Here is a 14,053-nt window from a genome sequence, read left to right as displayed (position 1 = left end):
TTGAAGCTTGTAGCTCGCAGCTTGCAGCTGTTTTCAAGCTACCTCACACAGGGCGGTGGGATCGATGGAAAGTGACAGGCGCTGACCGTCGGGATGCAGATCCGCCGCCGAGCGGTTGAGCACATCCACTACCAGTTCCACGCCCCGGGCTTCGACGCGGTAGCGAATCACGTTGCCCAGCAGGCTGTGGCTGCGGATTTGCGCGTCGGGCTCCCCGTTGAGGCTGAGTTCGATGGCCTCCGGGCGAATCGCGATGCGGTGGTTGATCGGCCGTTGCAACAGCTTCGACGCACTCTCGGCATCCAGCAGGTTGTAGTTGCCGATGAAGCCGGCGGCGAATACGTCGACGGGCGCGGTGTAGAGGGTTTCGGCATCGCCGCTTTGTACGATCTTTCCCTGATTCATCAGGAAAATCCGGTCAGACATGGTCAGGGCTTCTTCCTGATCGTGAGTGACGAAAATCGTGGTCAGGCCGAGTTCGCGCTGGATCTGACGGATCTGTTCGCGCAGGTGTTTGCGAATCCGCGCATCAAGGGCCGACAGCGGTTCATCCAGCAGCAAAAGGCGCGGACGGGTCACCAGCGAGCGGGCGAGGGCGACACGTTGGCATTGACCGCCGGACAGCTGATGCGGATAGCGGCTGGCGAAATCGTTGAGTTCAACCAGTTTCAACACCTCGGCAACTCGCTTGTGGCTGTCGTCGGTGTTGACCTTTTGCATGCGCAAGCCGAAGGCGACGTTTTGTTCGACGGTCATGTTGGGGAACAGCGCGTAGCTCTGGAACACCATGCCGATCCCGCGTTTCTGCGGGGTAAGCGGCACGATGTCGACACCATCGAGCAGAATCTTGCCGCCATCCACCGGCGTCAGGCCGGCGATGCAACGCAGCAGGGTGGATTTGCCGCAACCGGACGGGCCGAGCAGGGTGACGAATTCACCCTTCTGGATTTCGCAGTTGATGTCGCTGAACACCGTGGTGCCGGCGTAGTTTTTTTGCAGGTGTTGGACGCTGACATAGCTCATTCGCTTTTGTCCTTGTTCAAGATGTTGGCGACCCAGGTCAGGACCAGCACGAAAAAGAAGTAGGAGATCACCAGCGCGCTGGTGAAGTGGCCGCTGCTGTTGCGCATGTTGTTGAGGTAGACCTGCAGGGTCTCGTAGCGGGTGCCGACCAGGATGTTGGCGAACACGAACTCACCGAACAGGAACGAGAACGACAGCAGCAACGCGACCATCAGGCCTTTGCGCAGGTTCGGCAGCACCACCAGGAAGGCTGCCTGAAAGGTGCTGGCCCCGAGCAGTTGGGCAGCGTCCATCAGGTCGCGCAGATTGATCGCTTGCAGGTTGTTGGTGATCGCCCGGTACATGAACGGCAGCGCCACGGTGAAGTAGCAACCGATCAGGATCCACGGCGTGCCGACCATCGCGAACGGCCCGGAACCGTAGAGCTGCAACAGCCCCACCGACGACACCACCGGCGGCACCGCAAAGGGCAGCAGGATCAGGATGTTCATCAGCGCATCGAGTTTCGGGAAGTGGTAATGCACCACGAACAGCAGCGGCAGGATCAGCACCACCGACAGGAACAGCGCGCCGACGCACACCAGCAACGACTGGCCGAAGGCGTGCAGAAAACGCGGATCGCTCCACAGCTGGAGGTACCACTTGAAGGTGAAACCGCTGGGCAGGATGGTGGCCGACCAACTGCTGGCGATCGAATAGATCAGCGTGCCCACCAGCGGCAGCAGCAGGATGGCGAACAACAGATAGACCACGACGCGGTGGTAGACGCCGGCCGGTCCGGATTCAGCGCGAGACATGGTAGCTCCTCTTCAGCAGCAGTTGATGCACGACGGTCACCAGGGTCATCAGCGCCACCAGCACCACGGCCAGGGCACTGGCCAGGTTCGGATCGAGGGAAATGTCGCCGGAGACCATCGCCGCAATCCGGATCGGCAATACGTTGAAGTTGCCGGTGGTCAGCGCGTAGACCGTGGCGTAGGCGCCGAGGGCGTTGGCCAGCAGGATCACGAAGGTGCCGAGCAGGGCCGGGGTCAGTACCGGCAGGCCGATGTGGCGCCAGAACTGCCAGCTGTCGGCGCCGAGCAGTGCGGCGGATTCGCGCCAGTCTTCACGCAGGGCATCGAATGCCGGGTACAGCAGCAAGACGCCGAGGGGAATCTGGAAGTAGGTGTAGAGGATGATCAGCCCGGTTTTCGAATACAGGTTGAAGTCCTCGATGATCCCGGCCTGCTTCAGCATGATGGTGATGCTGCCGTTGAAGCCGAGCAGGATGATGAACGCGAAGGCTAGGGGCACGCCGGCAAAGTTGCTGGTCATGTTGGCGAAGGCGTTGACGAAGTTGCGCAGTTTCGAGTCGACCCGGCGCAGGGAGTAGGCGCCCAGCACCGCGATGATGATGCCGAACACACTCGACCAGAAACTGATTTCGAGGCTGTACTGGATCGCCTGCAGATAGAACTTCGAATTGAAGATCTTGCTGAAGTTGGCAAAGCCCCAACCGAATTCTTCCGATTGCAGGCTGTTGATCATCACCCAGATCAGCGGGGCGATTTCGAACACGATAAAGAACAGTGCGAAAGGCACCAGGCACAGGGCGGCCAGCCATTTGCCGCGAGTCATTGAGTTCACTTGAGCAACTCCCGGCACACAGGTTTGTCGTGGGGCACGCCGAGCAGCTCGCAGACGGTGCCGCAGATGTCGGTCTGCTTGGGTGCAGCTTCGCTGTTCAGGCTGAAGGCATCACCGAGTACGAACAGCGGCACCTGGCGCTCTTCCGGCAGCAGGCCGTTGTGCGAGCGGTCGTTGTTCATGCCGTGGTCGGCGGTCACCAGCACCTGGCAGCCGGCGTCGAGCCAGCCTTGCAGGTAGTCGGCGAGGATGATGTCGGCGCTGCGCGCGCTGTTGCGGTATTGCGGGGTGTCGAGGCCGTGCTTGTGCCCGGCGTCGTCGATGTTCATCGGATGGATCAGCAGAAAGTCCGGTGCATGGCGCAGACGCAGGTTTTCCGCGTCGGCGAACAGGTGCGAGTCCGGGTAGTGATCGTTCCAGTAGAAGTGGCCGTGCTGGATCGGTAGCGTCGGGTCATCGGTATGCCGATCCCGTGCCGCCACGAACGGCGAGCGGTTGTACAGCTCACTGACCCAGTGGTACGCCGCAGCGGCGGTTTTCAGACCGGCATCGCGGGCGTAGTGATAGATGCTGCGCTGGTTGGACAGGCGCGAGACGTTGTTGTGGACGATGCCGCTGTCGATCGGCGGCACGCCGGTGAGGATGCATTCGTAAAGTGGTCGGGACAGGGCCGGCAGCTCGCACTCCAACTGGTAGAGCGCGGCGCGTCCTGCGCCAACGTAAGCCTGCAGATGCCCCATGGCGTGACGCGCGACCTCGTAGTTGAGGCCGTCGAGCACGACAAGGATGACGGTGTGCTTCATAGGGGCAAAAACTCCGCGAAATTCAAATATCTCGAAATCAACTCAATCCCCTGTGGGAGCGAGCCTGCTCGCGAAGGCGGTTGTTCACTCAACGATGATGTTGACTGAGACGGCGCATTCGCGAGCAGGCTCGCTCCCACAATTGGATCTCCAACAAATCACACAGAGGTGAGCTGCTGGCTTACTTCATCTCGACGATGACTTCTTCGTTCCACTTCTGCGGCAGGGCCTTGGAGGTTTTTTCCCAGGCATCGGCGTCCTTGATCGGCGTGACCTTTTTGTACTGCTCGTTCGGCAGCAGCTTGGCCTTCACGTCTTCCGGCAGTTGCAGGTGCTCGGCGCGGATCGGGCGAGCGTTGCCGCGGGCGAGGTTGGTCTGGCCGGCGTCGCTGAAGATGTATTCGCGGGTCAGCTTGGCGGCGTTCGGGTTCTTCGCGTATTTGTTGATGATTGTGGTGTAGCCGGAAATCACCGAGCCATCGGACGGGATCAGCACCACGTAGTCATCCGGGTTGGCCATCTTGGCCTTGTAGCTCAGACCGTTGAAGTCCCAGACCACGCCGACTTCAATCTCGCCTTTTTCCATGGTGGCGATGGTCGGGTTGGCCATCGACAGGCGCCCCTGCTTGGCGATGTCCGCGAACAGCAGCAGGGCCGGCTGGATGTTCTTCTCGTCGCCGCCGTTGGCCAGTGCAGCGGCGAGTACGCCGTTGGCAGCTTGCGCGGCAGTGCTCACGTCACCGATGGAAACCTTGTATTTGCCGCCCTTGAGGTCAGCCCATTTGGTCGGCACTTCGGAGCCGTGCAGCAGCTTCTTGTTGACGATGAAGGCGATGGTGCCGGTGTAGGCCAGTGCCCAGTTGCCGTCCTTGTCCTTGGCCCAGTCCGGCACTTGATCCCAGGTGCTCGGCTTGTACGGTTGCACCACGCCTTGCTTGACCGCGATCGGGCCGAAGGCCGCGCCGACGTCGCCGATGTCGGCGGTGGCGTTGTCTTTCTCGGCAGCGAACTTGGCGATTTCCTGGGCCGAGCTCATGTCGGTGTCGATGTGTTTCAGGCCGTATTTCCTGGCCAGGTCTTCCCAGGTGCCTTTCCAGTTGGCCCAGTCATCGGGCATGCCGACACTGTTGACGGCGCCTTCCGCTTTCGCAGCGGCTTCGAGGGTTTTCAGATCGTCAGCCGCCATGGCGGCGGTGCACATGGCAATGGTCGAGCCTAACAGTGATGCCAGGAAAAACTGTTTCATTCCAAAGCTCCTTGGGTCGTGTTCAACGCTGCGATTGCGGTTTGTGTTGGTCTAGGTCAGCAATACCTGAGCCAATTTAAGGGGACTCGATGACACTTTGATGTCGGCGATGGCTCACCCAGCCTTTTCTATCTCCGGTATCGGCGAGTGCCCGGTAAGCGTAGACCACCCGCCAAGTCCCGGTGGGCAAGGGACTTGGCCGATGTATTGCAAGTTGTCAGGGCGACCGTTCGGTAGTTTTGTCATCTCTCGGTCATCTGCACTGCCTAGGCTTGCAAAACGACCGGACGGCACGATTGCTGTGCGGTTTTGCCCCGAAACAGTGCTGGTCTAGTCCAGATAGGTAACGTTGATGCGCGATGAGGCAACAAAAGCGGTGACAGCGATTGGCCAGATCCTTCAGGAGCAACTCGACCATGGGTTGCTGGCGGCGGGGAGCAAGTTGCCGGCCGAGCGCAAGCTCAGTGAGCTGTTCGGCACGACGCGAATTACGGTACGCGAAGCCTTGTTGCAGCTGGAGGCGCAAGGGCAGATTTATCGCGAGGAGCGGCGTGGCTGGTTCGTGTCGCCACCGCGTCTGGCTTACAACCTGATGCAGCGCAGTCACTTTCACGCGATGGTCAGTGCGCAGGGGCGGGTGCCGTCGACCGAGGTGATTTCGGCGCGGTTGCAGCCGGCTTCAGCGGCGGTCTGTGCGTGGTTGCAGTTGCCGGCGTTGTCGAGCGTGATCCAGATTTGCCGGTCGCGGCGGATCGATGGGCGGCTGGTGTTGTATGTGGAGCATTATCTGAATCCGCAGTTTTTTCCGGGGATTCTGGAGTTTGATCTGAATCAGTCGATTACCGAGCTGTATGCGCGGCATTACGATTTGCACTATGGGCGGGTGCGGTTCGAGATTGTGCCTACGTCTTTATCGGTCGATGCGGCGGCAGCTTTACGGGTGTCGGTGGGGAGTCCGGGGTTGAGGATTGCTCGGGTTAATTATGATCAGTTTGGGCGGTTGATTGATTGTGATCTGGAGTTTTGGCGGCATGATGCGATTCACGTTGGGGTTGATGTTGTTTGACCTTGGCGGCCGCTGGGCCGACCAGGTTTTGGGTTGTTTTGGGTGAATATCCGTTGCTTCGGGTGCTGCCGCTGACGGTTTCGCCCTTACGGCGAGTCACTTTGGCAAACGCCCCAAAGTAACCAAAACGCTGGGCCCCTGCGTTCGGCACCTCGCTGAGGCTCGGTGTTCCTTCGTTCCGGGATTCATCCGGGGGCATCGCCTACGGTTTGCTTCGCTGCACCTCCTCTCGATGCATGCGGCTGCGCCGCACGGTCGCTGCGCTCCCACCCCCGGATAAATCCCTCCACTCAGCCTTCCGATGGGGCCGGCACGTCAAAAGCGGTACTCGAGCTAACGCTCATTGTGTTGAGTGGTGGAAGGGCATATGTGTTGCTTTTGCTCTCTGTGGGAGCTGGCTTGCCAGCGATGAGGGCTTTGAAGTCGGCCCGATTCTTCGGGTCTATTCTTGAGTTTGGCCGCAACCGCCTGCGGTGATCACTTGCACATTCATCCTTGGCGTCGCCAGGTCCAGGCCGGCTTCATCCAGATGTCGTTTGAGCGACAAATTGAACGCCCGTGAAACTTCCCACTGTTTGATCGGTGCGGTCTTGAACCTTGCACGTAGTATTGCGTTGCCGGATTCAAAGCTTTCCACGCCCTGAAATTCCAGGGGTGACCAGATGTTGCGCCGCTGCAGCGGGTCGGTGCGCATTTTCTGGCCGACGTCGCGCATCAGTTTGATCGCTTCGTCGATGCTCATGTTGAACGGCACGGCCACGCGGAAGATCGCGTAGCCGAATTCGCGGGAGTAGTTTTTGATGCTTTTGATTTCGCTGAACGGGATGGTGTGGACGATGCCGTCGATGTCCCGCAGGCGTACGGTGCGGATGGTCAGGCCTTCGACGGTGCCCAGGTGCCCGCCGACGTCGACGTAGTCGTCGATGGCCAGGGAGTCTTCGATGATGATGAACAGGCCGGTGATGAGGTCGGCCACGAGCGACTGGGCGCCGAAGCCGATGGCCAGGCCGATCACGCCGGCACCGGCCAGCAGGGGCGTGACGTTCATGCCCATGTTTGCCAGGGCGACGATCAGGGCGATGATGAAGATCGCCACGAACAGTACGTTGCGGATCAGCGGCATCATGGTTTGTGCGCGGGCGTTGGCCAGGCCTTTGCGTGAGCGGGTGAGGGCGTGGTGCACGGCGGTGTCGCTGAGGATCCAGATCAGCCAGGCGAAGATCAGCGTGCCGATCAGGCTGAACAGTTTGACGCTGACGTCGTGGCCTTCGCCTTCGGTGAAGCCGATCAGCGACATGCCCCAGACCCGCAGGCCCAGTTCGATGAAGGCCAGCCACACCAGCAAATGGGCGAGGGTGTAGAAGAAGCTTTTCAGGCGTTCGGAATACAGCGCGTGGCGCTTCGGCCCGCGTTGGGGTTTGAGGGCGTGGCGGCGGACGAGGCCGTTGATGACCATGCACAACACCAGCAGCACGGTGCAGATGAGCGACTGGCGCAGGGCGGTGCTGGTGTCGCCGGCGGAGACGAAGGTGGCGAACAGCGAAATGCCCACCAGCACCAGCGCCGGGACGTACCAGAAGGTGCCGAGGATTTCGATGGTGTCGCTGAGGGCGCGGCGGGTCAGACGGCGCGACAGTGGCTGGTTGCGGATCAGGTGGGCGATCGGCCGGCGGAAACGCAGGATGAACAGACCGGTCGACAGCGCCGCGAGGACGTTGGCGACGGTGGCGGCGGTGTGGGCCAGGTGTACGCCGAGGCCGGCTATCAGTCGCGGATCGCTCAGGGCTTCCCCGAACGCGGCGAAGCTGCCGATCAGCCACAGCGGGCGGAAGGCCTGGTGGCGCAGGATGTACAGCGCGCGGTGGCGGTGCGGGCCGTCGAGTACGGAAAAGGCAATCACGCAGATGGCCGAGAAGCAGGTGCCGACCACCAGCGCATAGGCCAACACCATCGCCAGGCTTTTGCCCAGCGACGATGGCAGCGCGTAACTCATGTACACGGTGATGACCAGGGCGATCATCCACGGCCCGAGCTTGCGCAGGGCGAAGCGCAGCATGTCGAGGGCTCGGGGATGTTGCGGCAGTTCTTCGGTCAGACCGAAGCGCATGCGTACCCGATGACCAAGCCAGATCAGCGCGGCGGCGAGCAGGCTCCAGACCGCGAGGATCACGGCGAAGGCGAAGATGATCGGCAGCCATTCGCTGGCCGGCAGCATCAGGCCTTTGAGCTCGTCCTTGGCCATGTCGAATTCGGCGGACCAGCGATTGAGTGGGCTGTCGGCACCGGAGAACTGTTTTTCGAAAGTGGCGAGGGTGCCGCCGATCAGTCCCAGCACCCCTTCTTCCGGGGTGGCCTGGGCTTTTTTCGTGGCGTCGCGCAGTTTTTTCAGGTCGGTCAGCAACTGGGCACGTTGCTTGTCGTTTTCCAGCGACTTGATGACTTCGTCCAGGGACTGGCCGAGCGGTTCCTGAGCTTCGGGCTGAGCCTTGCCGGCGCCCGTGAGCAATCCCGGCAGACCGGCGGCGTCGGCAGGCGCCGGCGACACCAGGATCATCAGGCAAACGAGAAACAGGCAGGGCAGGGCAAAAAGACGAGCAAACACTAGGCGGTCAACCTCGCAAGGGGCGGATCGGGCGAGTGTACGAGCCCGCCAGATTCAATGCGAGCCGGGCGCGGATTTATTCGTTGAGTTTGGCGAGAATCTTGTAGACCACGGTGGCCAGGATCATCAGCATGCCGATCCACATGGCGAACACACCGGCGTTCTTGTCACGGAAGTTGAAACCGATGGCCAGCAGAATCATTCCGCCGAGGATGGGAATGAGCATGGAGTGAAACGCAGACATCGAGATCATGGCGACAGCCTTGTCGAAGGGGATGATTCAAGTCTAGGTGGGTTTTCGATGGACGGTGCTGATGTGTATCAGAAATGAGCCGGTTCTAAAGGCCGGGGATCGCAGCGCGACGCTGCGATCCCGGCTGTTTCCTATGGCAGTTCGCGACTGGCGTAGAACGCGCTCAGCACTTTGACCAGGTGTGCCAGGTCGTGGCTGCCGCACAGTTCGCGGATCGAGTGCATGGCGAACGTCGGCAGGCCGATGTCCACGGTGCGCACGCCCAGGTGGCTGGCGGTGATCGGGCCGATGGTCGAGCCGCAGCCCATGTCGCTGCGCACCACGAAGCTTTGCACCGGCACTTCTTCGGCCATGCACAGATGGCGGAAGAACCCGGCGGTTTCGCTGTTGGTGGCGTAGCGCTGGTTGCTGTTGACCTTGATCACCGGGCCGGCGTTGAGTTTCGGGCCGTGGTTGGCGTCGTGCTTGTCGGCGTAGTTCGGGTGTACGCCGTGGGCGTTGTCGGCCGAGACCAGCAGGGATTTCTGGATGGTGCGTACGAATTCGTCACCTTCCGGCAGCAGGCGGCGCAGGGTCTGTTCCAGCATCGGGCCGTCGGCGCCGCAGGCCGAGCAGGAACCGACTTCTTCGTGGTCGTTGCACACCAGCACGCAGGTTTCTTCGGTGTCGGCGGTCAGCAGGGCTTGCAGGCCGGCGTAACACGACAGCAGGTTGTCCAGGCGCGCGCCGGCGATGAAGTCGCCATGCAGGCCGATGACCGCAGCGCTTTGGGTGTCGTAGAAACTCAGCTCGTAATCCAGTACCACGTCGGCGTTGAGGCCGTGTTCGCGAGCCAGTTGATCGGTGAGCACCGCGCGGAAATCCACGCGCTCGTCACCGGCGAACTGCGCGAGAATCGGCGGCAGCTCGGTCTGGGCGTTGATGGCCCAGCCCTGATTGGCTTCACGGTTGAGGTGAATGGCCAGGTTGGGAATGATCGCGATCGGGGCCTTGAAGTCGATCAGCTGGCTTTCAACCTTGCCGTCGCGGCGGAAGGTGACGCGGCCGGCCAGTGACAGGTCGCGGTCGAACCACGGCGCCAGCAGCGCGCCGCCGTAGACTTCGACGCCGAGCTGCCAGAAGCCCTGGCGCTGCAATTCAGGTTGTGGCTTGACCCGCAGGCACGGGCTGTCGGTGTGGGCGCCGACCAGACGGATGCCGTCGTGCAGCGGCGAGTTGCGGCCCATCTTGATCGCGACAATCGAGGAATCGTTACGGGTGACGTAGTAACGACCATTGGCTTCGGTGTGCCAGGTTTCGCGCTCGTCGAGGCGCACATAACCGGCGGCCTCAAGGCGTTGAACAAGGCTGGCGGTGGCGTGGAACGGGGTAGGGGAGGCCTTGAGGAAGTCGATCAGGCCTTGGTTCAACTCTTCGCGCATAAGAAGCTCCAGACAGCAATGGGCGGGAGTTTAACGCATCGGCCTGATGCTTGGGACATGACATGTGCCGCTCGCGTCAACGAGCGGCGGCCACGCGTTTTTTCAGGTAGTTCATGATCACTTTTTCGTCTTCAGGCTTGTCCGGACGGGGCAGCTGCTTTGGCCAGCGACTCTGTTCCAGAAGCTTTTTCTGACGGCTCTCGTCCCAGCGCAGAATCTCCCGCGAGGCGCATTCCCACCACTCATGACGACAGGCGCTGTAGTACGGGTGATCCGGCGCGGCGCTGCCGTACAACAGATCCCGACCCACCTTGCGCATGGCGCCGCTCTGGTTGCGCAGCTTCCACTTGATCTTCAGACGCTGCCAGGCGGACGGAAAGGGTTTGACGCGCGGCACATCGGCACACAGGTCCACCAGTCGCTGGCTGAATTTCTCGCCGTGCTGGGCGAAGAAAAACGCCTGCATCGCGTGGAAGAAGCGTTTTTCCGCGAAGTAGTGGTAGATGTGTTTGCGCGCTTCCACCACCGACCGTTCGCGCATTGCGTAGGACAGCGCGATCTGCTCGATGGTGTGAATCTCGAACCCGCCGGCCGTCCACTCGTCGATCAGCCTGATCGACTCTTCGAACAATGCCGAGTCGCGGTCGGTGATACCGCACAGGCCGCTGTTGTAGAGCTTGAAACCGTTCTGTGGGGAAACACCGTGGACACTGAGGTCGCGAGCGAGCTTCAGGTAGTCCGGCCGTTCGAAGACGTCTTTCCAGTCGTATTCGAAGCGATCCATCACCGACCGATTTGCATCGATGTATTGGAACAAGCTGTTCGGGTGGCTGGTGAACAGTGTGTCGGTGTCGACGAACAGGGTTTTCTCGGCCAGTTGCAAACCGGCGGCAATCGCGCAGGCCTTGCGCCGGTGGTGGTAACCGTTCTGTCCTTGCCAACGGGTCAGGGTCGCTTCGTCGAGCAGTACGGTGTCGACTGGCCAGCCTTCGTAGTCTTGCGGCCGGTCGGTGAGAATCCTGATCGCCGGGCGTTTGCCGTTCTTGGCCTGGGACAGGACGGTCAGGATGCTGAACTTGGCTTCGCGCCGGTAGACATCCTGATTGCCGTAAATCAGGTAGAGCAGTTGATGACGGGTCTTCTTGACGGGTGTTGCAAGGGAATCAGTACAACTCATCCGGAACAAAATCCTATAAATCGGGCAGCTGTCGGTCCAACAGTGCTTAAAACGGTGCCGGGCATTCGAAGCGCAAGCGCTCGCCGGACTGGGGATGGGTGAAGCTGAGCATGCTCGCGTGCAGGCACAGGCGTGGCCAGGCAGCCAGGGCTTGCTCGTGGGCGTAGAGGCCGTCACCGAGCAACGGATGACCGATCGACAGCATGTGCACCCGCAACTGGTGCGAACGACCAGTGATTGGTGTCAGTTCGACGCGGCACCAGTCGCCGCAGCGCTCCAGCACACGCCAGAAGGTCAGGGCGTGCTTGCCGTGTTCGTGATCGACCACGTGGCGCGGTTTGGTCGGCGGGTCGTAGCGCAACGGCAGATCGATGCTGCCGCTGTCCAGTTCCGGCTGACCCCAGCAGAGCGCAGTGTAGGCTTTCTCTGTTTCACGATCGTGAAACTGGCGCGACAGTTCGCGGTGGGTGTCGGCGTCGCGGGCCAGCAGAATGATCCCCGAGGTTTCCCAGTCCAGGCGATGGACGATGCGTGCTTCCGGGTAGCCGTTTTCCTGCAGACGGGTGATCAGGCAGTCCTTGTTGTCATCGGCCCGGCCGGGGACGGAGAGCAACAGGGTCGGTTTGTTCACCACCAGAACGGCGGCGTCCTGATGAATGATTTGGACGTTGGACAACGGCATTAAAACAGCCTCGTAACAAATGCCAACGGCGGCTCAGGGCCCCTCCGGTGTCGGAGGAGCCCTGAGCCGCCGTCGTTCCTGCCGGATCGACTCAGCGGTCTGGCAGGGTGATGTTGAGTTCCAGAATCGAGCAGCTGCCCTGGCTCTCCAGTGCCACGTGCACGTCGTCGTTGCCGATGTTGACGTACTTGCGGATCACTTCCACCAGTTCCTTCTGCAAGGAGGGCAGGTAGTCCGGGGTGCTGCGCTGGCCGCGTTCATGCGCCACGATGATCTGTAGACGCTCTTTCGCGACCGAGGCGGTACTTGGCTTTTTGTTGGCACGAAAGAAGTCAAAAAGGTTCATTACCTACCTCCAAACAGACGCTCGAAGAATCCCTTCTTCTCGACATTCAGGAACCGGTGTTCTTTTTCCTTGCCCAGCAGGCGATCAACGGTATCGCTGTAGGCCTGGCCGGCGTCGCTTTGATCATCGAGGATCACAGGTACGCCCTGGTTGGAGGCCTTGAGTACGGCCTGGGATTCCGGGATGACGCCCAGCAGGCGTACGGCGAGGATTTCCTTGACGTCTTCGACGCCGAGCATTTCGCCTTTTTCGACGCGCTCCGGGTGATAGCGGGTGATCAGCAGGTGTTCCTGGATCGGCTCTTCGCCGCGTTCGGCGCGACGGGACTTGCTGGCCAGCAGGCCGAGCATGCGGTCCGAGTCACGTACCGAGGAGACTTCCGGGTTGGTCACGACGATCGCTTCGTCAGCGAAGTACATGGCCAGGTGCGCGCCTTTCTCAATACCCGCCGGGGAGTCGCAGACGACGAAGTCGAATTGTTCCTTGAGCTCCATCAGGACTTTTTCCACGCCTTCGACGGTCAGCGCGTCTTTGTCGCGGGTCTGGCTGGCGGCCAGTACATAGAGGTTTTCCAGGCGTTTGTCTTTGATCAGGGCCTGTTGCAGGTTGGCTTCGCCGTTCACGACGTTGACGAAGTCATACACCACGCGGCGCTCGCAACCCATGATCAGGTCGAGGTTACGCAAGCCCACGTCGAAGTCGACGATCACTGTTTTGTGGCCGCGCAGAGCGAGGCCGGTACCGATAGCGGCGCTGGTGGTGGTCTTACCCACACCACCCTTGCCGGATGTAACCACGAGAATCTTGGCCAAGGTGTTTCACCCCTAAGGAAGAAGGACTGTTCAGCCCCTGAAAAACATCTCTAGAAAACTACTGCAGTCGGACAGCCTTGGCTGGAATCCGGCTTTTGGCCTTTTTCCTACTTCGTTTGAGCCGTTTTCGCTACGTTTTAGAGATGCTTGGAAAATGCGGCAGTATCCGTTAAAGCCGAATGATGTTCAACACGTCGCCCGACAGGCTGACCTGTACGCCCGAACCCCACATCGGATCGCGACGCAGGTCTTCGGAAACCTTGTAATGGCCTGCGATGGAGATCAGTTCAGCGCTCAATTGCTGACAGAAAATCCGCGCCTTGGTGTCGCCCTTGACCCCGGCCAGCGCACGACCGCGCATCGGGCCGTATACATGGATGTTGCCATCGGCGAGAAGTTCCGCCCCCGGGCTGACCGAGGAAACCACCACCAGATCGCCACCTTGCGCATATATCTGTTGGCCACCACGTACTGGCGTGGTGATGACGCGGGTCGGTTTGACGGCCGGCTCCGACGGCTTTTCCGGCTTCTTCGGGGCGACGGGTTCGGCTGCTTCCAGCGGTCGTTCGCGGGCGCCGGACGGCGGCAGCACCGGGATGTCGATGGCGATGGCGGCAGCGATGTCTTCGATGCGGCTGGCGCGGATCGCCAGGGTGCGCAGGCCGTGCTGACGGCACACGCGCATCAGGCCCGGCAGATCGACGGCGCCTTCGCTTGGCGGCAGTTTGTCCAGCGCCAGAACCAGCGGCGCGTTGCTGAAGAAATTCGGTGCCTGGGCGACTTTGGCGGCCAATTGCCGATCGAGGCTGTCCAGGTCGTTGCGGGACAGCTCCAGCACTGTAATGGCGAGCATGCTGCCCTTCAGCTGGAACACGGGATCTTGGTCTTTCGGTTCGGTTTGGCTCATGTCGGCATACAACGGCTTGTCACTAAAAGTGCCGAGACTTATAACGAGAACGCCCGCAGGCCGCAAGCCGGGTCGAACGATGTAGA

Annotated in this window: 14 protein-coding genes; 1 reads left to right on the top strand and 13 read right to left on the bottom strand. The window is 60.9% G+C overall.

Annotated elements, in window-relative coordinates; genetic code table 11:
- Window positions 1-33: 33 nt before the first annotated feature.
- The 5 genes from ACM6JM_RS23395 to ACM6JM_RS23375 form a co-directional block, all read right to left on the bottom strand.
- On the bottom strand, window positions 34-1,023 hold the full coding sequence (locus tag ACM6JM_RS23395) for an ABC transporter ATP-binding protein (protein ID WP_074687590.1): 990 nt from the start codon (window positions 1,021-1,023) through the stop codon (window positions 34-36).
- A complete protein-coding gene (locus tag ACM6JM_RS23390; protein WP_039769862.1) occupies window positions 1,020-1,820 on the bottom strand; it encodes an ABC transporter permease in 801 nt (266 codons plus the stop codon). Before ACM6JM_RS23390 ends, ACM6JM_RS23395 begins: the two co-directional genes overlap by 4 nt.
- Window positions 1,807-2,643, bottom strand: coding sequence for an ABC transporter permease (locus ACM6JM_RS23385; protein ID WP_011333175.1), 837 nt, complete (start codon window positions 2,641-2,643; stop codon window positions 1,807-1,809). Before ACM6JM_RS23385 ends, ACM6JM_RS23390 begins: the two co-directional genes overlap by 14 nt.
- A gap of 5 nt (window positions 2,644-2,648) precedes the next feature.
- Entirely contained in the window at window positions 2,649-3,455 is an 807-nt protein-coding gene (locus ACM6JM_RS23380; RefSeq protein WP_039769866.1) for an alkaline phosphatase family protein, read from the bottom strand.
- Window positions 3,456-3,636: 181 nt separating this feature from the next.
- On the bottom strand, window positions 3,637-4,701 hold the full coding sequence (locus ACM6JM_RS23375) for an ABC transporter substrate-binding protein (RefSeq protein WP_039769868.1): 1,065 nt from the start codon (window positions 4,699-4,701) through the stop codon (window positions 3,637-3,639).
- Between the two features lie 352 nt (window positions 4,702-5,053).
- Between ACM6JM_RS23375 and ACM6JM_RS23370 the strand changes: the two genes are divergently transcribed.
- Window positions 5,054-5,767, top strand: a complete 714-nt coding sequence (locus ACM6JM_RS23370) for a UTRA domain-containing protein (protein WP_011333178.1) — start codon at window positions 5,054-5,056, stop codon at window positions 5,765-5,767.
- Between the two features lie 442 nt (window positions 5,768-6,209).
- On the opposite strand, the gene ACM6JM_RS23365 is transcribed toward ACM6JM_RS23370, so the two are convergent.
- From ACM6JM_RS23365 to minC, 8 genes are all read right to left on the bottom strand, one after another.
- Window positions 6,210-8,369 carry a mechanosensitive ion channel family protein gene (locus ACM6JM_RS23365; RefSeq protein ID WP_414882583.1) on the bottom strand — a complete coding sequence of 720 codons (2,160 nt, stop codon included), beginning with the start codon at window positions 8,367-8,369 and terminating at the stop codon, window positions 6,210-6,212.
- A gap of 76 nt (window positions 8,370-8,445) precedes the next feature.
- Window positions 8,446-8,622, bottom strand: a complete 177-nt coding sequence (locus ACM6JM_RS23360) for a hypothetical protein (protein ID WP_165369545.1) — start codon at window positions 8,620-8,622, stop codon at window positions 8,446-8,448.
- 131 nt (window positions 8,623-8,753) lie between these two features.
- A complete protein-coding gene (locus ACM6JM_RS23355; RefSeq protein WP_414882582.1) occupies window positions 8,754-10,043 on the bottom strand; it encodes a M18 family aminopeptidase in 1,290 nt (429 codons plus the stop codon).
- 76 nt (window positions 10,044-10,119) lie between these two features.
- A complete protein-coding gene (locus tag ACM6JM_RS23350) occupies window positions 10,120-11,220 on the bottom strand; it encodes a hypothetical protein (RefSeq protein WP_414882581.1) in 1,101 nt (366 codons plus the stop codon).
- A gap of 46 nt (window positions 11,221-11,266) precedes the next feature.
- Window positions 11,267-11,902 (bottom strand): RluA family pseudouridine synthase, encoded by a 636-nt coding sequence (locus ACM6JM_RS23345; protein WP_039769876.1) that lies wholly within the window; start codon window positions 11,900-11,902, stop codon window positions 11,267-11,269.
- Between the two features lie 91 nt (window positions 11,903-11,993).
- Window positions 11,994-12,248, bottom strand: a complete 255-nt coding sequence (gene minE, locus ACM6JM_RS23340) for a cell division topological specificity factor MinE (RefSeq protein ID WP_007960071.1) — start codon at window positions 12,246-12,248, stop codon at window positions 11,994-11,996.
- Complete coding sequence (minD, locus tag ACM6JM_RS23335) at window positions 12,248-13,060, bottom strand: septum site-determining protein MinD (protein WP_039769880.1); 813 nt, start codon at window positions 13,058-13,060, stop codon at window positions 12,248-12,250. The genes minE and minD overlap by 1 nt, the downstream gene beginning before the upstream one ends.
- Before the next feature lie 169 nt (window positions 13,061-13,229).
- Window positions 13,230-13,967 (bottom strand): septum site-determining protein MinC, encoded by a 738-nt coding sequence (minC, locus tag ACM6JM_RS23330; protein WP_039769884.1) that lies wholly within the window; start codon window positions 13,965-13,967, stop codon window positions 13,230-13,232.
- Between the last annotated feature and the right edge of the window lie 86 nt (window positions 13,968-14,053).

Source organism: Pseudomonas sp. IT-P2 (genome assembly GCF_949767575.1).
GTDB lineage: Bacteria > Pseudomonadota > Gammaproteobacteria > Pseudomonadales > Pseudomonadaceae > Aquipseudomonas > Aquipseudomonas pharyngis.
This window is presented reverse-complemented; position numbering and strand designations above follow the sequence as displayed.

Excerpts from the sequence above, each read along its gene's own strand:
- ACM6JM_RS23395 (WP_074687590.1), bottom strand. The coding sequence starts at position 1,023 with ATGAGCTATGTCAGCGTCCAACACCTGCAAAAAAACTACGCCGGCACC.
- ACM6JM_RS23390 (WP_039769862.1), bottom strand. The coding sequence starts at position 1,820 with ATGTCTCGCGCTGAATCCGGACCGGCCGGCGTCTACCACCGCGTCGTG.
- ACM6JM_RS23385 (WP_011333175.1), bottom strand. The coding sequence starts at position 2,643 with ATGACTCGCGGCAAATGGCTGGCCGCCCTGTGCCTGGTGCCTTTCGCA.
- ACM6JM_RS23380 (WP_039769866.1), bottom strand. The coding sequence starts at position 3,455 with ATGAAGCACACCGTCATCCTTGTCGTGCTCGACGGCCTCAACTACGAG.
- ACM6JM_RS23375 (WP_039769868.1), bottom strand. The coding sequence starts at position 4,701 with ATGAAACAGTTTTTCCTGGCATCACTGTTAGGCTCGACCATTGCCATG.
- ACM6JM_RS23370 (WP_011333178.1), top strand. The coding sequence starts at position 5,054 with ATGCGCGATGAGGCAACAAAAGCGGTGACAGCGATTGGCCAGATCCTT.
- ACM6JM_RS23360 (WP_165369545.1), bottom strand. The coding sequence starts at position 8,622 with ATGATCTCGATGTCTGCGTTTCACTCCATGCTCATTCCCATCCTCGGC.
- ACM6JM_RS23355 (WP_414882582.1), bottom strand. The coding sequence starts at position 10,043 with ATGCGCGAAGAGTTGAACCAAGGCCTGATCGACTTCCTCAAGGCCTCC.
- ACM6JM_RS23350 (WP_414882581.1), bottom strand. The coding sequence starts at position 11,220 with ATGAGTTGTACTGATTCCCTTGCAACACCCGTCAAGAAGACCCGTCAT.
- ACM6JM_RS23345 (WP_039769876.1), bottom strand. The coding sequence starts at position 11,902 with ATGCCGTTGTCCAACGTCCAAATCATTCATCAGGACGCCGCCGTTCTG.
- minE (WP_007960071.1), bottom strand. The coding sequence starts at position 12,248 with ATGAACCTTTTTGACTTCTTTCGTGCCAACAAAAAGCCAAGTACCGCC.
- minC (WP_039769884.1), bottom strand. The coding sequence starts at position 13,967 with ATGAGCCAAACCGAACCGAAAGACCAAGATCCCGTGTTCCAGCTGAAG.